This window comes from Pseudomonas frederiksbergensis (assembly GCF_001874645.1).
GTDB lineage: Bacteria > Pseudomonadota > Gammaproteobacteria > Pseudomonadales > Pseudomonadaceae > Aquipseudomonas > Aquipseudomonas frederiksbergensis_B.
On the sequence record NZ_CP017887.1, the window covers coordinates 271,635 to 294,912 of the forward strand.

The following is a 23,278-nucleotide window of genomic DNA, read 5'->3' on the forward strand; positions in this document are numbered from 1 at the left end:
TCTCTCTCGTTTAATAACTCGCTATCCGCCTTGAAAGACCCACAAAACTGAATCAATCCGAGCTTCCCCACGCTACAAACGGTCAATCCCAACAACCTCCTGCCGGCAGCCTCCTAGGCGCAGACTTGCAAACGGCGCAACAAATATTTCTCCAACTCTACCAGCGCACACAGGCCGATGGCCGCCCCCAGACACCAGACCCAGGCCAACAGCGGTAGCGCGTCTGTCGCAAACAAGCCTTGCAGCGGCGTCCAGTAAGTCAGTGCCAGTTGTAAAGCGCAGAGCAACAGCACCATCGCCCAGACCATCGGGTTATCGCACCAGCCAAAACGCGCCGTGCCATGCAGGCTGCGACTGCTGAACAAGTAACCAATTTCGCAGGCCATCAGGGCATTCACGGCCAAACTTCGGCTGCTCTCCAAGCTCCAACCCAGGTACTGGCTGTAAAGAAACAGGCCGAGACTTGCAGCCATCATCATTACCGATATCCAGACAATCCGCCACAGCAGCACAGCGCTCAGCAACGGCAGGTGCGGGTCTCGTGGCGACCGGCGCATCAGCCCCTCATCTGCTGGTTCGAAAGCCAGGGCCAGAGCTAGGGTGACGGCGGTAATCATGTTGACCCAGAGAATCTGCAACGGCGTGATTGGCAGAGTCAAACCAAAGAGAATCGCCACCAGCAAGACCAGTGCTTGCCCACCATTAGTAGGCAGAATAAATAGAATAGTCTTCTTCAGCGTGTCATAGACCGCTCGGCCCTCCTCTATCGCATGGGTGATGGTGGCGAAGTTGTCGTCGGCCAGCACCATCTGCGACGCTTCCTTGGCCACCTCTGTACCCTTGATGCCCATTGCGATACCGATGTCGGCACGCTTAAGCGCCGGCGCATCATTGACGCCATCTCCCGTCATCGCCACCCGCTCACCGAGCGCCTGCAAGCGCTCAACCAAACGCAATTTGTGGCTTGGGCTGGCACGCGCAAACACATCGGTACTGGCCAGGCGGGCATCCAGTTCCACATCGTTCAGTTCGTCCAACTCGACGCCAGTCAAGGGCGCCTCACTGTTGAGCCCCAAGCTGCGGGCGATGCTGGCTGCCGTGGCGGCGTGATCGCCTGTAATCATCTTCACCCGGATGCCGGCGCTGTGGCAGTCGGCGATAGCGCGAATAACCTCTTCGCGCGGCGGATCGAGCATGCCGACCAAGCCGAGCAGAACAAAATCCCCCTCGATGTCGGCATAGCTCAGTTCATGCTGCACCTGCGGCAGGGTACGCAGGGCCAGGCCGATCATGCGCAAGCCCTGGCTCGCACCCTGCTCCAAGCGGGCACGCCAGTGTTTGAGATCGAGGGGCTCGTCTTGACCATCGCGCCACTGACGGTTGCACAGCGCCAGCAGGCGCTCCGGTGCCCCGACCACATAGATCAAGCCATGAGCATTGCGATCATTATGCAGGCTGGCCAGGTAACGGCGCTCGGAACTGAATGGAATGCTATCGACCTGTGGCAGGTGCTGATTTTCCTGCGCGATCTGCAAGCCCAACTTGCCGGCCAGCGTCAGCAATGCTGCCTCGGTGGGATCACCACTGATCTGCCATTGCTGCTCATTGAAGGAAAGGCTGGCGTTATTGACCAACAAGCCCGCGCGAACCAACTCACGCAAATCATCGGCACTATCCAGACTGCGCAGTTGGCCGTCATCGCAACTAATACTACCGTGGGGGGCATAACCGACACCGTCGACCTGATAGTGATGAGCGGCGGTAAAGACCTGCTGCACGGTCATTTCGTTGCGGGTCAGGGTGCCGGTCTTATCCGAGCAAATCACCGTCACCGCGCCCAAGCTTTCCACCGCTGGCAAGCGGCGGATGATCGCTCGTCGCCGCGCCATGCGCTGCAGACCCAGCGCCAGAATAATCGTCAATACCGCCGGCAAACCTTCAGGGATCGCCGCTACAGCCAAGCCCACCGAGGCCATCAACATTTCACTGACACTGTAGCCACGCAACCACACACCCACGGCGAACGTCAGGCCCGCCAGACTGACAATCAGCAACGTCAGATAGCGGGCAAAACGGCTCATATCGGCCAGCAACGGGGTTTGCAGGGCCGTGACGGCGCTAAGCAAATGACTGATGCGCCCCAACTCGGTGTGCCCGCCAGAGGCCACCACCACACCGCTGCCGCTCCCCGCGCTAACCAAGGTGCCGGAATAGGCCATACAACTGCGATCGCCCAAACTGGCGAGTGCTTCCACCGGCTCGATCTGCTTGTCCGCTGGCAACGACTCGCCGGTCAGTGCCGCCTCTTCGATGCGCAGATCGCGCACCTCCAGAAGGCGCAGGTCGGCGGGCACCCGCTCGCCCGCATCCAGCAGCACCACATCGCCCGGCACCAACTGCTCGGCCGCCAGGCTGATTACCTCGCCATCACGGCGTACGCGGCTGTCCACGGTGAGCATCGACTGGATCGCGCGCATCGCCTGCTCGGCCTTGCCTTCCTGGATAAAACTGATAACGACATTAATCAGCACCACGGCAAAAATCACCGCACTGTCGAGCCACTGACCCAGCGCCAGGGTCATCAACATCGCGGCCAGCAGCACATAGATCAATAGGTTATGAAACTGCAGAAGAAAGCGCCGCCAAGGGGTCAACCCAGCGCGCTGCGGTAGCTGATTAAGGCCATACTCCCGCAGGCGAGCCGCCGCTTGTTCGCTATCCAGTCCGGCACTACTGCTGCGCAGTTGCTGCAGGCTGTGCTCGGCCGCTAGGGCATGCCAGTCACGAGAATCCGACTCGCTCATAATCAACGCCTTGGAAATAGAAAACTGAATCTAACATAGCATCCGCAAGTCACTTATTGGCCTAGATCAGGTTCGCTAGCAACAACAGGATTCAGGCTGCATACCCAGATAAGCGCAACAGCGCCAGCCCTGTAGACCGGAAGGGTGCATTGTTTGCCGTCGACCTGCAGCAGGTGCAACAAAAATCAATACTGTTTTTTGTTCTCTACAGGGACGTTGCACGGTAGGGTGAAGGTCTGGCTCTACTAATAAGTGGTCTTCATTATGCGCGATACTCTTACCCGTTTTTTGCAGTTGGAATCGGCCAGCGGCCTAATGCTAATTGGCGCCGCCGTGCTGGCCATGAGCATCAATAACTCGCCACTGAGCTTTCTCTACAACGGCCTGCTAAATGCGCCTGTGGCCGTGCAAGTCGGCGCCCTGCAAATCGCCAAGCCCTTGCTGCTGTGGATCAACGATGGCCTGATGGCGCTGTTCTTCCTGCTGATCGGCCTGGAGGTCAAACGCGAGGTGCTCGAAGGGCAATTGCGCCAGCCCGCTCAGTTGGTCCTGCCCGGCACAGCAGCCATCGGCGGCATGCTGATCCCCGCCTTGGTCTACTGGTGGCTGAACCATGACAACCCGGCGGCGGCCGGCGGCTGGGCCATTCCCATGGCCACCGACATTGCATTCGCCCTCGGCGTGCTGGCCCTGCTCGGCAAGCGCGTCCCGGTGTCGCTGAAACTGTTCCTGATGACCCTGGCAATCATCGACGACCTTGGCGCAATCATTGTCATTGCCCTGTTCTACTCCAGCGAACTGTCCAACCTGTCACTGATTCTCGCCGCTATTTTCCTCAGCACCTTGATCCTGATGAACCGCTTTGGTGTCAGCAGGCTCAGTCCGTATCTGGTGATTGGCGCCCTGCTGTGGGTTTGCGTACTTAAGAGCGGCGTACATGCGACCCTGGCTGGCGTGACCTTGGCCCTGATCATTCCACTGCGCCCGCGGGACGGAAACGCTTCGCCCTTGCTGACCCTTGAGCACGCCCTGCAACCTTGGGTGGCCTTTGCCATTTTACCGCTGTTCGCCTTTGCCAACGCAGGCGTGCCATTGGGCGGTCTGAGCGTGGAGAGCTTTATGCATCCGGTCCCGTTGGGCATTACTGCTGGCCTGCTGCTGGGCAAGACTATTGGGGTGTTCGGCTTTACCTGGCTGACCATCCAGTCTGGCTGGGCCAAACTGCCACAAGATACCAACTGGGGGCAGGTGCTTGGGCTGTCGATCCTGTGCGGCATTGGCTTCACTATGAGCCTGTTTGTTGGCTCCCTGGCGTTTATCCCGGAGGTCAGTGAATACGCTGGCATGGACCGCGTAGGCATCCTCACCGGCTCGCTCTTGGCCGCCGTGATCGGCTACGCCGTCTGCTACCTGAGCAGCCGCCCGGCGCGCTAAAGAGCAGACGAAAAAGCCGACCTGCGGGGCGGCTTTTAATGCGTTAGAGCGCTATCGCCTTGAATTAAATAGAAACAGATACGACAGAAATTTGTTGCTCCTTCGGAACTTAAATACCGGCCGTTTCAACGACGCTAGGGGCGGTTGCAGGATCTGAGTGCAACACCGTTATTGAGTTGAACCTGATGACATAAAACAGCACTCTACTTACCTGGGTATCAATGCGGCCAGTTTTGGGGAATTTGGCTTGGGTATTGTTCACTCCGGCAGATCCCGTGATCGAACATGCACAGTCTAAAAAAAATCGCACGATTAGTTGGGACAAAGGGTAAATGCCTAGACAGAGTAACTCGCTAAGAGCAGCGGCACACATCCCACTTCACTGGCTGCCTTTGCTGGTACTAGCCATGATCACGGGATGCAATGACGATATCCCGCCACCGATAACTGAGCCCCCAGCACGACCGGCAATTATCGTTACCGTGGGAAGCGATACAGCGGGCAGCAAATTGCGCTTCCCTGGTGTTGTACGCGCTGCGCGGCGAGCCGAACTGTCATTCGATGTAGCCGGCAAGCTGGTCGAGTTCAAGACCGAAACAGGTGCCAGAGTCGCACAGGGGCATGTCATTGCCCGGCTTGACGACACCCTCTTTGCCTCCCGTGTGCGAGCCGCAGAGGCAGAATTTAAACGCGCCCAAACAGACTACCAGCGCCACTTTCAACTCTGGGAGCGGCAACAACTGGCGCGCACGCTAGTCGATGATCGACAAGCGACCCTAGAGGTCATGCGCAGCCGTTTAGCCACAGCGCGCGAGGAACTGGCCAATACAAGCCTGCGAGCCCCCTTCGACGGCATCCTAGTACGCCGCCACATAGAGACCTTCGGCAATGTCCAGGCCAAGCAGCCGATCGCCGAACTGCAGAACCTGGAACAGTTGGAGATCGTCATTCACGTGCCTGAACGACTGCTGCGTAGCCAGCCGCGGCAAACTCGCGCACTGGCAGTGTTCGAAGGGCACGAGCAGCCCGTACAACTGAATCTCAACGGCTACTCTGCCGAGGCCCACCCGCAAACGCAGACGTACGAGGTGATCCTGAGCCTCGAACCTGGCACAGCCTCCTTCCCGATCCTGCCCGGCATGTCCGCCAGCGTGCAGCCGTTCGTGCAGACACACGAAGATGGGTTGCCAGCAGTACCTCTGAGTGCAATCAGTGCTGGTGCCGACGGCGCCCCCCATGTCTGGATAGTGGCCGAGGATGGCCGGGTGACCCGCCGCGCCGTGGTCACCGGGGATGTGAGCGGCGAAATGATCGCAGTACCATCCGGACTGAACGTCGGTGAGCGAATCGTCAGTGTTGGCATTGCCTCACTCCGCGAGGGCATGCGAGTTCGACCGCTGGAGAACGCGGAGCACGACGAATGAACCTCGCCGACTTCACGTTACGGCGGGCCACCAGTGCCTGGCTCGTTGTCGCACTGGTGCTTTGCGGGGGTTATTGGGCTTACCAGCAGCTTGGCCGTTTCGAGGACCCTGAGTTCATTATTCGCCAGGCTGCCATCCTAACCAGTTATCCTGGGGCCAGCCCCTCCGAGGTCGCGGATGAGATAACCGACCGCATCGAGGGTGCCGCCCAGCAACTGCCCGAAATAGAGAAAATCACCTCGGTTTCACGCGCCGGCGAGTCGCTGGTCAAGGTCGAAGTGCGCCTGTCCAATGCTGGAAGCCAGGCAGACCTGGAGCAGGTCTGGGGCAAACTGCGCGGCAAGATGGACGAGGTGGCTCCCAGCCTGCCTCCGGGGGCATCCCGACCATTGGTCAAAGGAGACTTCGGCGATGTCTTCGCGCTTTTCTACGCCGTGCATGGCAAGGACTACAGCGCACGCCAACTGAATGATTACGCCGATCGCATGCGCCGCGAACTGGTGCTGGTTCCCGGCGTGGCAAAGGTGGCCCTGCTGGGAGAACCCCGCGAGGCCATTTTCGTTGAGGTCGTGCGCGAGCGCGCAGCTCGCCTGGGCGTGGAACTGGAGCAGATCCACGCGTCCCTGGCGCTGCATAACCAGGTGCTCCCGGCGGGCAATGTGCGGGCGGGCGCCATGCGCTTGGAGGTCCGCCCGCTCGCCAACAGCACATCACTGGATAGCCTGCGGGCGCTGATCGTCGCCGGCGACAGTAGCCGGGGCCTGGTGCGCCTATCGGACATTGCCGACGTGCGCCGCAACTATCTTGAACCGCCCACGGTCCTGATGCGCCGCAACGGCGAGCCGGCGATCGGCATTGGCATCACCAACGTCACCGGCGGAAACGTCGTGCAACTCGGTGAAGCCGTGCAGCAACGCCTGCAGGAGCTCGAAGGCATTCACCCGATAGGCATACAACTGGAAAACATCTCGCTCCAATCCGATTCGGTGCGAGTCGCCGTACAGGGTTTCGTGATCAACCTGATCGCCGCGGTGGCCATAGTGGTGGTGGTCCTGCTGCTGTTTTTGGGGCTACGCAGTGGCTTGATCATTGGCGTGGTGCTCGTGCTAACGGTCGCAGGAACACTGATGGCCATGTATGCGCACGGTATCGCGATGCAACGCATCTCCCTGGGCGCCCTGATCATCGCCCTGGGCATGCTGGTAGACAATGCGATTGTGGTCACTGATAGCATCCTGGTGCGTCTGCAGCGGGGTGAGCAACCGGTCAACGCGGCACGCGCGGTGGTCAAGGCCACAGCCTGGCCACTGCTTGGCGGCACGACCGTAGGGATATTGGCGTTCAGCGCCATCGGCCTGTCGCCGACCGACATGGGCGAGTATGCCGGCTCCCTCTTCTGGGTGATCCTTTACTCCATGCTGCTATCATGGCTGTTCGCGCTCACCCTGACACCCCTGTTCTGCGTGCATTTCCTCAAGCAGGAACGCCAGCCCGATAGCCCTGCGCCTGGACGCCTATTGCGCGGCTACCTTTCCCTGCTGCATCTGGCGCTGCGTCACCGCAGCCGCTCCGTAGCGCTGCTGGTGACATTACTCGCAGCCGGTGTTATCGCCTTCAGCCAAGTACCACCAGGCTTCATGCCCGATTCGGCACGCCCCCAGTTCGTTGTCGATATCTACCTGCCGCAGGGCACCGATATACGTCGCACTGCCGAGCGTGTTGCCGTCGCCGCACAGCGGGTAAGCGCAGAGCAGGATGTCAGTGCCATTACCAGTTTCATCGGTCAAGGCGGGCTGCGTTTCATGTTGACCTACAGTCCGGAGGACCCGAATCCGGCTTATGGTCAACTGCTGGTCGATGTAACGGACTACCACCAGATCGCCGACTTGATCGCCCGCCTGCAGCCGGCGCTTAGCGATCTATTGCCGGAGGCAGACATCAAGGTCTGGAAGTTCATGCTTGGTCGCGGTGGCGGCAAGAAAATCGAGGCCACATTTCGCGGGCCTGATGCAATTGTGCTGCGCCAGTTAGCAGAACAAGCGAAGGCCATTATGGCCGAGGATCCACAAGCGCTGGCGATTCAAGATGACTGGCGCCAGCCGGTACCCGTGGTGAGCCCACGTTACGACATGGCCGCAGCGCAGCGTGCAGGAGTCACCCCTGCCGAGCTCAATGCCGCACTCAATCGCACACTCAGTGGCACGACTGTCGGCGTATTTCGTGAACGCGAGAAACTGCTGCCCATCATTGCCCGCGCGCCTGAAGCAGAGCGCGGGGGCGTGGAAGATCTGCGAACCGTCTTGGTCTTCGCCCCTACCGCCGCACGCTTTGTGCCCATTGAACAATTCATTGAACGCCTCGATACGCGCTGGCAGGACGCCCTGATCCGCCGCGAGAACCGCTTCCCGATGATCAAGGCACAGTGCGACCCGCCGGCTGGTGAGCTCTCTGCGCCCCTCTTCGAGCGTTTGCGCCCCAAAATTGAACAAATCCCCCTGCCGGCGGGCTATCAATTGGAATGGCATGGCGAATACAAAGCCGCCAAGGAGGCCAATGCAGGGCTTGCGCTCGCCGCACCCTTCGGCTTCCTGGCGATGGTTGTGGCGGTGATCCTGATGTTCAACGCCCTACGACAAACCGCAGTGATTTGGCTGACCGTGCCCCTGGCCGTGCTGGGTGTGGCCATCGGGCTGCTGTTATTCCAGGCACCCTTCGAATTCATGGCCATCTTGGGCTTCCTCAGCCTTACCGGCATGCTGATCAAAAACGCCATCGTCCTGGTCGACCAGATTGACGCCGAGATAGCGGCCGGCCGCGCGGGGTATGCTGCGCTGCTGGAAGCCGCCACCAGTCGTGTCCGTCCGGTCTTGCTGGGCGCGCTGACGACGGTGCTCGGCGTTGCTCCCCTGCTGGCCGACCCATTCTTCCACAGCATGGCCGTCACGGTGATGTTTGGCCTAGTGTTTGCCACTGGGCTTACGCTGCTGGTTGTACCGTTGCTCTACGCAATACTGCTACGCATCCCCAACCCGGTTTCGCAGCAATTAGAGCCCGGATATGACTGAAAAAACTTCCTTATTTCAGCAAAACACGCAGATTTCACCGGCTGAGCTTGCAAATGAAGCAGATGCCCCTCTCCCCACTGCGACGACAGATCCGGGCATACCCGACAACGAGCCAAAGTCAAGGCATTGATTGAAGATGACCGGGGCCTTACCCCGCAACAGGAAAATGCCTGCATGGTGGTGAAAGTGATCGACACCGTGCTGGCACCCAACCCGCGATCCTGCGGCTCCCGTTCACGCAACGGGCCTACCACACTAAGGTTCACTATCAATCGGTTACGCGCACTCAACCATAACCTTTGCCTGACTGAGCCTAACGGCCCGTCGGCGCCAGTGACGCTCAGGTAGATGTTCTTGAACGGTAACTTTGGCCTGCAAGCCTGGTTGTTCGCGCGCTTTGACGCCAGCTTCCATGATTTTGCCGGCTCCGTCGTGGTGCGCGCCATGGGTGGCTGGTTGGCGCTGACGGCGGTGAACTCGCTGATGGCCATGGTGGGCGGTACAGTGGCGGCGCTGATCGTCGGGCGCAATGCCCCCAGCTTTCTGCATAACGGTCCGCTGGCGGGGTTGACAGCAATCTGTGCGGGCTCCGATCTGATGCACCCCGTAGGCGCACTGGTGACAGGTGCCATCGCGGGGCGCTGTTTTGTCTGGTGCTTTACTGCCTCCCAGAGCAAAGAGCGCATCGACGATGTGCTCGGGGTGTGGCCGTTGCATGGTCTGTGCGGCGTGCGGGGTGGCGTTGCCTGTGGCATCTTCGGCCAGAGTGCCTTGGGTGGACTGGGCGGAGTCAGCCTGATCAGCCAACTGATCGGCACTGCGCTAGGGGTAACTGTGGCGCTGGCCGGTGTTTCCCCAGTGTATGACGTGATCAAGGCGTTGCATGGTTTGCGCCTGAATCAGGAAGAAGAGTATTACGGCGCGGACTTGTCGGCGCACAATATCGGTGCCGTGAGCCAGGACTGATCTACGTCTCTTCATCATCTGCGCCGGGGTAAAAGCCGTGTAGCAGCCGATAGCTGTCATGCCGCACATGATCGACCCGCTCTTGCACCTGCTGGGCGGGGACACCCAGCAAAATCAGTGCATGAGAGGCAAGCATCAGGCTCGATTCCAGCACCTCGGGAACCACCTCACTGGCACCGGCGGCCTTCAGTTCGGCTAACTGACTGTCATCGCGAGTGCGCACCAGAATCGGCACGCTTTGGCTATGTCGGCGTGCCTCCTTAAGTATTTGCAAGGCGATGTTGGGCTGGTCGACCGCGATGACCAGCAGCCTGGAGCGTTCCAGCCCCATGGCGACCAACAGTTCACCCCGGCGTGCATCTCCGTAATGCACACAACGTTCAACCACGGCGGCTTCCTGAACGCGCACCGGATCGCTGTCCAATACGATGTAGGATTGCTGTTCATGGTTGAGAAATCGGCCGATCGACTGACCGACGCGACCGTAGCCACAAATCACCACATGTTTGTGCAAGCCGGCATTGAGTGCGCTGACTTCCTCGATTTTCGCTTCTTCGTTGGGTTTGCGATGCATGCTAGCGGCGATTCGGGGCGCGGCGCGCAGCAGTAACGGCGTGAGCAGCATCGAGCAAAACGTTGCTGCCAGTAACAAGCCATCGAGGCCGGCGGGCATCATTTGATGTTGCTGCATCTGCGCCATCAGCGCGAAGCAGAATTCACCGCCCTGGGCCAAAGCCAGACCGCTACGCCAGGCCGTTTCACTGTCGCTACCGCGCCATTTGACCAGTAAGGCGACCACAATGCCCTTGATCAACAGCAACCCCAGCGTCAGACCGACAATCAACAGACTGTGGCTGGCAAACAGCTGCAGGTCGATCAGCATGCCGATGCTGACGAAAAACACCCCGAGCAGGATGTCGCGGAACGGACGGATGTCCGCTTCGATCTGATGCCGGTAATGGCTCTCCCCCAGGAGCATACCGGCCAGAAACGCCCCCAGGGCTGGGGACAGGCCGAGCATGTGAGTCAGGGATGCCGTCAACAGCACGATAACCAGCGCCAGCAATACGAACAGTTCCGCGGAGCGGGCCGCTGCCACTTCATGAAACAGTCGCGGCAGCAGCCAGCGACTGGCCAGCAGCAAGCCGACGAACAACACTACGGTTTTGCCCAGGGTCAGAGGCAGCGCCCAATACCAGGGCTGATCGCTGCTGCCGGCGAACACCGGCACCAGGGTCAGCAACAACACTGCCACGACATCCTGGAACAACAGCACCGCTATCGCATTTTTCCCGTGGCTGCTGAAAATTTCCCCGAGGCTGCTCAGTTCCTTGCTGACAATCGCGGTGGATGACAGCGCCAGGCCGGCGCCTAACAACAGTGCCGGCGTGGCAGGCATACCGAGCACCATCAGCAAGCCGCCCAACAGTACGCCACTGGCCAGCACCTGCAGGCTACCAAGACCGAACACCACTTGGCGCAGAGCGAGCACTTTCGACAGGGAAAACTCCAGTCCCAGGGAGAACAACAGGAACACCACGCCCAACTCGGCGAGGTCCGGCAACTCTTCGCTCTCATTCACCCAATTGAGTGCAGTCGGCCCGATCAACAGCCCGACACACAGGTAACCCAGCACCGGCGGCAAGCGCAAGCGCTGGAACAAGGCAATGACAACCAGAGAGGAGGCGAAGATGATCAACAAATTGGCAAACACTGAAAACTCCGGTGATAGGCGCTGGCTACTCAAGCGTAGAAGCAAATAAATCGAGAGTATCGCGTAAATTGCATTCAGGGCGGCTGATATGCGTCAGAGTTTTTCCTCACCCATTGCCGTTCGAGCACCAGGGCAGAGGGTTCAATGGCTCGACCGCTTTTCGGGGCGGGCCTAGGTGACAGCCGGTGCAATCACGCAAGGTGGGGGCGCCGTTCGCTTACCTTGCTTGTATAGTTCGCTGGTGAGGAATAGATTCGATCCTTCAAGGATCCTATCAAGCCACAGACCAAAGGGAAATTGTCGTGACTTACTTAAAACCACTCAGTTACACCCTCATCCTCTGATCTCAACGACGTCTATTGTTGTTGCTAATAGTCAACTGCTACTACATTACGAAGATGGGTATCAGCCCAGTGAGGATGACCGAATGCGAGTGATGATTCTAGATGATGACCCTTGGATATCAGATCTTTTAAAGCAACTCGTTTTGAGCATTCGCCCGGTTGCGCAAGTAGATTGCTTTGGTGACGTTGCTAGCGCTTTAGACGCATGGCAACAGAGTACCTATCAGTTGGTTATGGCCGACTGGAATCTACCGGATGCTCCCGGTGTCAGCCTGTTGCAGAGAATTCGCGAAAAAGATCAAGGCACTCCGCTCATAATGATCACCGGCCGCGCTGATCGAGAGAGTGTGCTGGCGGTCAGGTCGCTGCGGATCAGCGCGTTTCTCGCCAAGCCTTTTCAGGTTTCGCGCGTCGTGGAGTGCCTGGACGCGCTCCTTCCTCTTGATGAGCCCCCTCGAGCAACCCCTGTCAATACCGATGATCTGATCAGCTACCTCAGTGGTTTGTCTGCAGGTGAACTGGACTTGCCTTTACTCGCCTCGGTGAAGGAAAAGCTTCAATTGGGCTATGGGGGGGGCATTAATGGATTTGAGAAAGCTCGCCAATGATTGGCAGTACGACCCGGCGCTATGCGCCCATTTGATCGCTGCCGCCAACAGTGCCGCTTATCTCGGCCCCGGCCAGCCATGCACGAATTTGAACGGTGCCCTTACACGGCTGGGGGGGCTTACCAGCGTGAATCTGGCGATCAGTCAGGCCTTGCGACAAACCAATACTCAACCTGACGCTTTGCTGATGACATTCGTCCACGGTCATCTGGATGTTGCTGAGCGTTTGGCTGAAAGGGTTGTTCTCCTGGCTCAACAATGTGGCCTAGATCCCGCTCCGCTGCAAAGTGCTGCCCTGTTACACCGCATGGGCGAACTCTGTGTGCTTTACCTGACCCAGATATGGGAGAACCAGGGCAATACCGCGGATGAAGAAATGCTCACGTACGCTGTCCGTGATTTTGCGGCGCCTTTTGCGGTTCGCTTGAAAGCGCACTGGGGGCTGCCTATGGTTCTACGTGAGTTGATAGGTGCTGCCTATGCCTTGCCTCCCATGCAAGTACGTCGAGAGCAAGTGGTTATGCGCCTTGCCGCAGCCATGAACAATGGCGAACCTGAAGCAGACATTGAAAGACTTCAACGATTAGCGGGCCTGACCTGAGCGTATTCGGGACTTGCAGGTGGGACATCTCGCCTCCCCCTCCCCCTCCCCCCAACAGGGCTTAAACTTTAATATTGAAGGCTTGAAGGTCTTCTGAAATGGGACCATGCGGGTGAGAACACATAAGTTTTTTGCATTGAACTGGGGAGTAGCAATCACTCTGGTGGTGGGGGTAGGGGCAAGCATTCTGGGCGCCTGGGTCCTTGAACGCATCAACGAGCAGCAGGCTCAACAAACAGTCGCAGTGGCTACCGAGGAAGCCGCAGAGTTGGTTTTAACTCGCCTCAATCTTTACCAATACGGATTGCGAGGCGCTCGTGGAGCGGTGCTGACAGCGGGTGAACATGGCATCAGTCGTGAGGTTTTTGACCAATATAACCAAACGCGCGACCTCGCTGTCGAGTTCCCTGGCGCAAGTGCCTTGGGCTTTATCAGGCGTGTACCTGAGCAGGATGAGCGCGGGTTTCTCAAGAGCGCTCAGGCCGATGGCAAAGCTGATTTCACCATTCGTCAATTCTCACCCCATTCAGGCGAGCGTTACGTTGTCCAGTATGTCGCACCGGTTGAGGGAAACCAGCCTGCAATTGGTTTGGACATCGCTTCGGAAACGTCGCGGCGGGAGGCTGCCCAGTCCGCGATACAAAGCGGCGTAGCCCGGATTACTGGGCCCATCACTCTGGTGACCGCATCGAAACCGCAGCAGTCTTTCCTCGTTTTGATGCCCATCTTTCGCGGTGGTGTGACTCCGACGACCGTTGCTGAACGAGAGGCAGCAGCTTTTGGCTGGAGCTATGTCGTGTTGCAGACAGAGGAGGTACTCAGAGGCTTACGCATAGAAAATGAGACAGTGCATTTGCGATTGAGGGATATCACTGTCCCAGGGCAAGAGAAGCTATTTTATGAAAGCATCGACGACTCGACTAGCCATGGAACGCTGATGACCCACCAGCTGGAGCGTGAGGTATACGGGAGACGATGGCAAGTTGAACTCAGCGCGCACCCATTGTTCATCCAGCGCCTGAATCAGGTTTCACCAAAGGTCGTCCTGTTGATGGGTGGTTTGCTTACTCTACTCCTGGCTACGCTGGCAGGTGTTGTGAATGTCAGCCGTCAACATCGGCGCCAGATATTCGCGGAGCAGGCAAGGCTGGCCGTCATTGTCGAAAGCTCGGCCGATGGCATTATTGGAAAAACACTCGATGGCATCGTCACCAACTGGAACAAGGGAGCCGAGCACCTTTTTGGCTATACCGCCGAGGAGGCTGTGGGCCAAACACTGGTCAGTTTGATTGTTCCTGAGGCGCTTGTAGCTGAGGAAGCCCATATCCTTGCCAGCATAAGGGCGGGGGAGCGTGTCCCCAGCTTTGATACCCAGCGCCGTCGCAAAGATAGCCGGTTGATCGATATCTCCGCTAGCATCTCGCCCATTTATGGCGAGGGTGGTCGCGTCATTGGAGCCTCCACGACGTTAAGGGATATCTCGGCGAAAAAAGCATCAGAGGCCCGAATTCTCGAACTCAACTCCAACCTGGAGGAACAGGTGGCGCAGCGAACTTCAGAGTTGCGGCATCTCAATCTGTTGTTGGGCTCTGTGTTGCGTTCGGCCACCAAGGTTTCGATCATTGCGACGGATCTCGATGGGGTTATCCGTGTGTTTAATAAAGGCGCCGAGCATTTGTTGGGTTATGACGCTGATGAGTTGCTGGAGCAGCGCACACCCGAATCGATACATATGCCAGAGGAAATCGCTGCTCGCAGCATTGAACTGAGCGAGGAGTACGCTCAGGCAATCGATGGTTTCCGTGTGTTTGCCCATAAGCCTGAGCTTGAAGGCGCAGAAACCCGAGAGTGGACTTACATACGTAAAGACGGCTCGCGTTTTCCTGTCACGCTGGTGGTCACCTCCATGCGAGATACCGATGGGGTACTGAGCGGTTACCTGGGCATCGCGGTAGACATCACCGAACGTAAAGAGGCGGAAAGGGAACTGGCTGCGAGCCTGAAGACGACACTGGAACAACGTAGCGAACTGATGGCGGTGCATGATCAGCTGCTGATGGCTGCTGAAGTGGCCGAACTGGGCATCTGGTCCTGGACGTTGGCAGACAATGTCTTGACGTGGAATGACCGCATGTTCGAGTTCTACGGGCAGCCACTGATGTTGCGCAATACTGGCCTGAGTTATATGCACTGGTACTCGCGTATTCATCCCGAGGATGCTATAGCTGCGGCTGCAAAGCTGAATGCCGCCGTCGAGGGGACTGATGTGTATGACACAGTTTTCCGTGTCGTTCGCCCGGATGGACAGGTCCGCTTCATACATGCAGGCGCGCAGGTCGAACGCAGTCCAAACGGTGCAGCTTTGCGCGTGACGGGTATCAATCGGGACATCACTGTCCAACGCGAGCTAGAGTCACATCTGCTTTACGCCAAGGAACAGGCCGATGCAGGGAGCGCGGCAAAATCGTCGTTCCTGGCCAACATGAGCCATGAAATACGTACTCCGATGAACGCCGTGCTGGGTATGTTGCAGTTGGTGCAGAATACTGACCTGAATGATCGTCAACTCGACTATGTGACCAAAGCGCAGACTGCTGCGAAATCACTTCTGGGTTTGCTCAATGACATCCTCGATTACTCCAAGATTGAGGCCGGCAAGCTGCAACTCGATGTGCACCCATTCGAACTCGAACCGCTCATGCGTGACCTCGCCGTTGTGCTGGCCGGCAACCAGGGCCAGAAAGAAGTAGAGGTCATGTTCGACCTGGACTCCAATCTACCCAACGACCTGATAGGCGATAGCCTACGACTGCAACAGGTGCTGATCAACCTGGCGGGTAATGCTCTCAAGTTCACCATGGAAGGCCAGATCGTGGTCAGCGTCGAGCAACTGCTGCGCACGGAAAATGCTGTGAGCTTGCGCATCGCGGTTTCTGATACTGGCATCGGCATCAGTTCGGAGCAGCTTCAGCGCATTTTTGAAGGATTCACTCAGGCCGAGGCTTCAACCTCTCGGCGCTTTGGTGGCACAGGTCTGGGCCTGGTGATCTGCAAGCGGTTGGTCACCTTAATGGGTGGTGAACTTCAGGTGGAGAGCCAGCAGGGTGTCGGTAGTCACTTCTGGTTTGATATCACCCTGGATGTAGCGCCGACTTCGCTGCTGAAATCTGCCTGCCCTAAAGTCGATGTGTCTTTACGGATACTGGTAGTCGACGACAACGCCATGGCGGGTGAATTGCTGTTACGAACCGTTCATGCATTGGGATGGGAGGCCGACCACGTGAGTGGTGGCACGCAAGCGGTGGAATGGGTGAAGAAAGCCCAGGCGCGAGGCACAGCCTACGACGTGGTGCTGATGGACTGGCGGATGTCCGATATGGATGGGCTGAGCGCTGCGCAATTGATCCATCAACAGGGCAACGGCGTACCTCCTCCAATGATCATTATGATTACCGCTTACGGCCGCGAAGTGTTGGCAGACGCCCACCAGGCGGGAGACGCTCCATTCGTGGGGTTTCTCACCAAGCCTGTAACTCCCAAGCAGTTGGCCGACGCTGTTAAGCGAGCGCTCAACGGCAAAGGTCTGCCGCAGTCACTCCCGTCCAAATCAACTGTTGACAGGTCGCAGCGTCTGGCCGGGCTGCGGCTATTAGTGGTGGAAGACAACATGCTCAATCGGCAGGTTGCCGATGAGTTACTGACAGGGGAAGGCGCTCAGGTAACACTGGCTGAGGGTGGACTGGAAGGTGTGAGCAGGGTGATGGCAGAGAGCGTGCCCTTCGACGTCGTGTTGATGGATATCCAGATGCCGGATATTGATGGCTTGGAGGCGACCCGTCGCATTCGATCAAATCCACGCTTTGCAGCGCTGCCGATTGTGGCGATGACCGCGAACGCCTCCTATACCGACCGTGAGGCGTGTCTTGCGGCGGGGATGAATGATCATGTCGGCAAACCTATAGACCTGGAGCAACTTGTCGTAACGCTGCTCTTTCAAGCGGGTCGCGAGGATAGCCAAGCATCTCAAACTGTGGGGCAAGCCAATACAGGAGAAGGCGTCATTGAGCCTCGTGCATCGATCATCGGCCGCTTTGGCGGTAACCTAGGGTTGATCCGCAACGTGCTGCGTAACTTTGGCCCCGAACTGGAAACACAGCTTGTCCGGTTGCGCGATCAGATCCAGCGGCAAGACGCACCGGGGGCAGCTTCTGTGCTCCACACCATTAAAGGGAGCAGCGGCACCATGGGTGCCAAGGCGGTGTCGCTGCTGGCCGGTAACCTGGAGCACACACTAAAACACGGAGATGCAGAATCTGTGGCGAGCATCTTTGCAGACCCAGCATGGTTTGACGAATTGAGCAGGTTACTGCAACGAAGCCTTGAGCAAATGGATGACGATTTTGGTCAGAGCCCGCGTGCAAAAAGCAGTGCTGACGAAAGCCCCTTGGCTCCGGCGCAATGGAAAGAGTCCCTAGAGGAGATTTTGCTGTTGCTGGAAGCAGGTAACCTTCAAGCCATAGAGATGGCAGACGCATTGGCGTCAAAAACACCACAAGCCTTGCGCCCGCAGTTCGACGAGATGGTTGCCATGCTGCAGTCGCTAGACTTTTCTGCTGCGGCGCAGATTGGTCGTGAACTTTTGAGATCTGCCTGATGGAACAATCGATGGGAACCTGGTTAACGCATCCCCATAACCGTCAAAAACTGCTTATTGTCGACGACCAACCGACTAATATCCGGGTACTCCATGAGCTGTTTCGTGAGGACTGTGATGTGTTCATGGCCACCAGCGGTGAGCAGGCGATCACACTATGTCGGACTCAGCTACCCGATCTGATTCTGCTTGACGTGGTCATGGAGGGCATGGACGGGCATGAAGTATGCCGTCGACTCAAGGCTGACCCTGCGACCCAGGATATCCCCATCATATTCATTACCGCACAGCAGCAGGAGTCGGATGAGGTACTAGGTCTGGAACTTGGCGCGGTGGACTTCATCAGCAAACCCATCAATCCGATCATTGTTAGAGCCCGTGTGCGAACACACCTGACCCTGAAACTACAGAACGATCTGCTGCGCTCCATGGCGTTGATGGATGGCCTTACTGGAGTGGCAAATCGACGAAAATTCGATGAGGGTATATTGGCGGATTGGAGGCAGTGTTTTCGAGAGCAAAAGCCACTTTCGCTTATTTTAGTGGATGTCGACTTTTTTAAACGCTACAACGATCAATACGGACACCAGGCAGGAGATAGCTGCCTGAAATCCGTTGCCCAAGCATTATCTGAAATGGTTAGACGGCCCTATGACTTGGTCGCTAGGTATGGTGGCGAAGAGTTTGCCTGCGTTTTGCCCAATACAGGTATTTCTGGGGCGGTCGAAATTGCAGAAAAAATGCAAGAGCGTATCCGAGCACTGGGTATCGAGCACTCGGCTTCTGATGTAGATCGTGTGGTAACTATTTCTCTGGGCGTCGCAACATTGACGCCCAGTGGTGATCTTGAATTCCAGGCTTTGATAGAAGCTGCGGACAAGCAACTCTACGAAGCGAAGAAAGCTGGCAGGGCGAGGGTATGTTCATCTGCAATATCGTCCAGTTAAGAGCCCCCTTTTCTTATTACATTTTTTGGTTGGGTCTCAAGGGCGAGCATTGAATCAAGAACTTGCGCCAATCGAGAACACCCAGTAACTGTCCGCATTTTACCGAAAGCCTCTAGGTGTAACGGCTCGCGTTTGAAAGCATCCGGGCTCACAATCAAAGCGATTTCCAGCTCAGAGTAACCGCAACCGACGGACTGGCCAATTGATAAAGTCGTCAACGCCATGAACTAACTGACCAAGGATAGCCAGCCTCCACGCATCAAGCCTACAAGGGCACTAACCTTCGAGACGGGGCAGATCTCCAATTGACTGCGCGAAAGTCTCAGCCAGGTCCAACAACTTTCTGTAATAACTCAGTCATCGTCGCTCGGCTTGAAGCCGCTTCAAAATTACTTTGAATGTACCGTACCGCGCTGCTGCCCATATCGAGCCGGCGAGTCTCATCACTCATCAACTCACTGACAAAGGTTGAAAGCTGCAGAGCACAATTCGGAGCAAATATAATGCCCGCATGAGCAGCCTTAACTATCCCGGCAGCCTCCCCACCTACACCACATAACACCGGCCGACCGCAGGCCATGTAATCCAGTAACTTTGTAGGAATAGCTCCTTTGAATAGAGGAATATCCTGCAAAGTTACTAGACACAAATCCGCGGCATTAATGAAACCACGCGCCAAATTTTTGGATACCGGAGCCAGCAGCAGCACATTATCGACCTTCAACTCTGCAATACGACCCTCGATATGCGAGCGTTTCATACCATCGCCAATCAACACGAAAAGTGTTTTTTGATCCTGACAATGCATGGCAGCATCAACAATCACATCCAGATTATTGGCCTCGCCCATCGCCCCAAAATACAAAACAATGCTTCGTCCGTCCCAGCCATGTATTCGACGAATCTCGGCCCCCGCGTCGGGATCGGGATAAAGCATCTGGGTATCGATACCACAGGTAATCACTTCTAGCTTTTCTGCGGGCCAGCCACGCCGATGAATATCGTCGCGAATGCCATGGGTCAAGGTAACAATTCGCTCTGCCTTGTCGTAAAGCAGTCGCTCCATCCATGACATAACGGCAATCAGAGGTCGGTTACTCAGAATCCCCATCTGCACGGCAGACTCTGGCCACAGATCTCGCACCTCTAAAACCATCGGAATACCGCGCAGCTTGCAGACCAGCCAGACGGAGAACATAGGGAAAATGGGTGGTGAAGAAACGAGTACGACATCCGGATTTCCAGCCCGCAACAGTCCAATGGGCGCCGTCAGTGAAAATGAAATGAAACTAAGCAAGCGTCCCAAGTAGCTGCGGTGCAGTTCGCTGTAGGTGTAGGTACGAATGATCCGCACCGCACCGTCCTGCTCCCGCCGCAACAGGCGCCTGTACCAAGGGAGAACCGGTTGATCGCGGCGCATGTAGCCGGCCTCGCCAGAGACCACTGTTACCTCATGGCCATTGGTAGCCAGATGCTGGGTGAGTTCATACACCAGCGAGTGCCCCGGCGATGAGTGCCCCTGATAGTACTGGTAAACCACCGCGACCTTCATTTGAACGCCCTGTAGAGATGCTTGAGGTTCTCACCTTCCCTCTGCCAACTGAGCTCCTGTCGAACGACAGCAAGGCGCTCACGCCAGCATTGTTGGCGCAGTTCATCGGCAAAGAATTGCTCGATCATCTTCGCCATGGCCAACGGCGTGGTCAAATCACCAACACAACCGATCTGATTGCCCTCAACCAAACGCCGCAACTCCGGTAAGTCGCTGGCCAGGATGGGTAACCCGGCAGCAATGAACTCGAACAACTTGTTCGGCGTGCAGTAGTAATTGTTCAGGCAAATCGCCTGATAAGGAATCACACCAGCGTCCGCTGCTGCCGTCACCTCAAGCAATTGCGTTTGGGCGACTGCCGGATGCAGATGTACGCGCGACTGCAGCCCCTTGCGCTTGATCAAGCGCTGCAGAGCATCGGCAAGCTGGCCATCCCCCAGCAATACAAGATGAACCCCTGAATCGCGCAGCAACAGCATAGCCTCGACCAGTTCAAGCAAGTTGCGTCCGGCAGAAAACCCACCCTGAAACAACAAGACGCGATGCTCGCGAGGAATGCCGAAGCATTCATGCAAATACCAAGAGCGTGGCCCAAGCGGTTTGATGCGCTCGGCGTTATGAATGACTGCCACTTCTGTCAACCCATAGCGCGCCTCTAGCTCACGAGCAATCGACGGATTAACTGTAATCACCCGATCACAGGCATGGATATACCGGCGCTCAATCTTCGCCCATCTCGCCCGCTGCCCGCGCGCGAACTCTTGCGCGCTGTACAACTCATGGCTGTCATAGATCAAACGGGCGCCAAACTCACTGGCCAACGCCCGACCAACAGCAAGCATCGGCAGATCATGCGCAACCACGATATCAGCCACATGCTGACGGCCATCAGCAAGAAACAGATTCAGATAAAAGCGCTCCTGATCGACCAAAAATCGCCAGGCAAAAGACTTCAGCAATCGCATCAATTGGCCATTCATTGGCAGATACCGACGAACCAGCCTATATACCTCGAGCACGCAATTCTCCCGCCGCGCCATTGACTCGGCCCGGGCACCGATTCGTACAACGCGCGGATCGCCCAACACTACCGATCCATCCAGTGGCCTCGCCAAAATGGTGACCCGCCAGCCGTCCTCCTCCAAGCTGTCTGCTTGGAGAAGTATCCGTCGATCAATCTGCCGGTCGTCGCACAACATCAGCACTCGCCGCGCAGGCGCCTTGAGGTCAGATGCCACTGGGCTTCATATCTCCGTCGATGAAAATGCGGTGCCACAGTTCCAAGCACAGCAGGCCCCAGACTACACGACCGAACTCGCGCTCGTTGCCCAGGATTTTCTCCACCGCTGTCACGTCATACAAGCCGCGCTGACGTGCACGATCAGACAGCAGTGTGTCGCGCACAAAGTCGCGCGCCACGCCCTTGGTCCACTGCGTGAGCGGCGTCGGAAAGCCCATCTTGTCCTTACGATCGAAAATGCTCTGCGGCACCGCACTGCGCACCGATTCCTTGAACAGGTGCTTCATCCGCCCTTCGGCGAACTTGATGTTTGGCGGGATGGTGGCCATGAACTCCACGATGCGGTGATCCAGCAACGGCACCCGCGACTCAATGGAGGCTGCCATGCTGGTACGGTCCTCCACATGCAACAGTGCCGGCAGCGAACCCTTCAAGTCGAAATAGGTCATCCGGTTGACCAGCGAATGCATCTCGCCACGGTTGAAAATGCGCTGGAACGACTCGAACGACGAGTAGCCGCTGCCGCTATGCAACGCGCCCTGATTGAACAGTTGCGCCATGCCCTCGCTGCGGTCCAGCAAGCTGAAATAACGCTGGTCATAAGAGGCGAACAGGCCGTTTTTCCACAGACCTTGCAGCATCGGCTGGTAGGTCGCCAGCAGCGGCAGGTTGGGCACGATAGATTCCAGCGATACGGCATAACGGTTCTGGTTAGCCGTCTGATAAATGGCGCCCGACAGGCACTTCTCCAAGTACAACGCCATATAGCGGGCGTAACCGATAAACAGTTCATCACCGCCCTGCCCGCCCATGACTACCTTTACATGCTTGGCAGCCAACTGCGACACGTAGTACTGCGGAATCACCCCAGGACCGGCCAGCGGTTCGTCCATGTAATACATGAGGCGCGGCAGCATATCCGCCAGCTCGTTGCTGGCCGGAATATAGATTTCATTGTATTGGGTGCCGGCAAACGCAGCGACATCCTTCGCGTATCCGGTCTCGTCGAACTGCGGCCCTTCGTTGAACGCTCCGGTAAAGGTGTTCATCTTTTCGCCGCCCAGCATGCGCGAGGCCAGACAGACGATGGCGCTGGAATCCAGACCACCAGACAAATGCGCACCCAGCGGCACATCCGACCGCATATGCAGGCGGATCGAGTCGTCGATCAAGCCCGACAGCGTATCGACGAAATAACGCTCATCGTGTTCTTCATCAATGTTGTAATGCAGGTCCCAGTACTGGCGCGTCTGCACCTTGAGCGTTTCGCCCTCGTACCATGCCGACAGGCAATGGCCCGGCTCCAGTTTATCCACACCTTGGAACAGGGTTTTCTCATTCAGGCAGAACTGGAACGTCAGGTAATCCTGCAGACCGTCGGGGTTGGCCTGCGCCTTAACGCCGCCGTCGGCAGTGATCGCCTTGATCTCCGAGGCGAACAGCAAACGGCGACCATCGAAGTGGTAATAGAACGGCTTGATGCCGATGCGATCACGGGCGCAAAACAGGCGCTGTTCATGCTTGTCCCAGATGGCAAACGCGAACATCCCCAGCAGGCGATCCACAAAACGCTCGCCCCATTCGCGGTAGGCGTACAGCAGCACTTCGGTATCCGAATAGCTGTGAATGGGATGGCCCTTACCGATCAACTCGCGGCGCAACTCCAGGTAATTGTAGATGGCGCCGTTGAACACCACGATAAAGCGACCGTCTTCGGTCACCATCGGTTGTTTGCCGTGTTCGGGGTCGATGATGGCCAGGCGCACATGGCCCAGGCCAACCGGCCGGCGTTCGTCCAACCAGATGCCATCTCCGTCGGGGCCGCGATGGCGGATGGCGGACATCATTTTTTTCAGCGAGTGAGTGATTTCATCGCTGTTCCCGAATGTTGCTAGCGACCCTGCTATTCCACACATACAACACAC

At 57.3% G+C, this 23,278-nt stretch carries 12 protein-coding genes and 1 pseudogene; 8 read left to right on the forward strand and 5 right to left on the reverse strand.

From position 1 onward, the window contains the following. Positions 1-113: 113 nt before the first annotated feature. On the reverse strand, positions 114-2,804 hold the full coding sequence (locus tag BLL42_RS28760) for an HAD-IC family P-type ATPase (protein WP_071556078.1): 2,691 nt from the start codon (positions 2,802-2,804) through the stop codon (positions 114-116). A 264-nt stretch (positions 2,805-3,068) separates the two neighbouring features. Here BLL42_RS28760 and nhaA point away from each other — a divergent pair, with 264 nt between their 5' ends. The 4 genes and pseudogenes from nhaA to BLL42_RS28780 form a co-directional block, all read left to right on the forward strand. Continuing rightward, positions 3,069-4,238 carry a Na+/H+ antiporter NhaA gene (nhaA, locus tag BLL42_RS28765; RefSeq protein ID WP_071556079.1) on the forward strand — a complete coding sequence of 390 codons (1,170 nt, stop codon included), beginning with the start codon at positions 3,069-3,071 and terminating at the stop codon, positions 4,236-4,238. Between the two features lie 407 nt (positions 4,239-4,645). After that, on the forward strand, positions 4,646-5,662 hold the full coding sequence (locus BLL42_RS28770) for an efflux RND transporter periplasmic adaptor subunit (protein WP_161492374.1): 1,017 nt from the start codon (positions 4,646-4,648) through the stop codon (positions 5,660-5,662). Next, positions 5,659-8,727 carry an efflux RND transporter permease subunit gene (locus BLL42_RS28775; protein ID WP_071556081.1) on the forward strand — a complete coding sequence of 1,023 codons (3,069 nt, stop codon included), beginning with the start codon at positions 5,659-5,661 and terminating at the stop codon, positions 8,725-8,727. Before BLL42_RS28770 ends, BLL42_RS28775 begins: the two co-directional genes overlap by 4 nt. 357 nt (positions 8,728-9,084) lie before the next feature. After that, a pseudogene (locus tag BLL42_RS28780) lies at positions 9,085-9,693 on the forward strand (ammonium transporter); the annotation flags it as partial. Position 9,694: 1 nt separating this feature from the next. Here the strand turns inward: BLL42_RS28780 and BLL42_RS28785 are convergent. Then, entirely contained in the window at positions 9,695-11,407 is a 1,713-nt protein-coding gene (locus BLL42_RS28785) for a cation:proton antiporter (RefSeq protein ID WP_071556083.1), read from the reverse strand. Positions 11,408-11,834: 427 nt separating this feature from the next. Between BLL42_RS28785 and BLL42_RS29395 the strand changes: the two genes are divergently transcribed. From BLL42_RS29395 to BLL42_RS28800, 4 genes are all read left to right on the forward strand, one after another. Continuing rightward, positions 11,835-12,359 (forward strand): response regulator, encoded by a 525-nt coding sequence (locus tag BLL42_RS29395; RefSeq protein WP_081427390.1) that lies wholly within the window; start codon positions 11,835-11,837, stop codon positions 12,357-12,359. Then, on the forward strand, positions 12,334-12,960 hold the full coding sequence (locus BLL42_RS29400) for an HDOD domain-containing protein (protein ID WP_161492375.1): 627 nt from the start codon (positions 12,334-12,336) through the stop codon (positions 12,958-12,960). The genes BLL42_RS29395 and BLL42_RS29400 overlap by 26 nt, the downstream gene beginning before the upstream one ends. A gap of 106 nt (positions 12,961-13,066) precedes the next feature. Then, a complete protein-coding gene (locus BLL42_RS28795) occupies positions 13,067-17,614 on the forward strand; it encodes a PAS domain-containing hybrid sensor histidine kinase/response regulator (RefSeq protein WP_071556084.1) in 4,548 nt (1,515 codons plus the stop codon). A gap of 11 nt (positions 17,615-17,625) precedes the next feature. After that, positions 17,626-18,561 carry a diguanylate cyclase gene (locus tag BLL42_RS28800; RefSeq protein WP_071556085.1) on the forward strand — a complete coding sequence of 312 codons (936 nt, stop codon included), beginning with the start codon at positions 17,626-17,628 and terminating at the stop codon, positions 18,559-18,561. Positions 18,562-18,883: 322 nt separating this feature from the next. Here the strand turns inward: BLL42_RS28800 and BLL42_RS28805 are convergent, their stop codons facing one another. The 3 genes from BLL42_RS28805 to asnB are packed head-to-tail and all read right to left on the reverse strand — an operon-like array spanning position 18,884 to position 23,269. Continuing rightward, complete coding sequence (locus tag BLL42_RS28805) at positions 18,884-20,113, reverse strand: glycosyltransferase family 4 protein (protein ID WP_071556086.1); 1,230 nt, start codon at positions 20,111-20,113, stop codon at positions 18,884-18,886. After that, complete coding sequence (locus BLL42_RS28810; RefSeq protein ID WP_071556087.1) at positions 20,110-21,351, reverse strand: glycosyltransferase family 4 protein; 1,242 nt, start codon at positions 21,349-21,351, stop codon at positions 20,110-20,112. Before BLL42_RS28810 ends, BLL42_RS28805 begins: the two co-directional genes overlap by 4 nt. Further along, a complete protein-coding gene (gene asnB, locus BLL42_RS28815) occupies positions 21,341-23,269 on the reverse strand; it encodes an asparagine synthase (glutamine-hydrolyzing) (protein ID WP_071556088.1) in 1,929 nt (642 codons plus the stop codon). The genes BLL42_RS28810 and asnB overlap by 11 nt, the downstream gene beginning before the upstream one ends. Between the last annotated feature and the right edge of the window lie 9 nt (positions 23,270-23,278).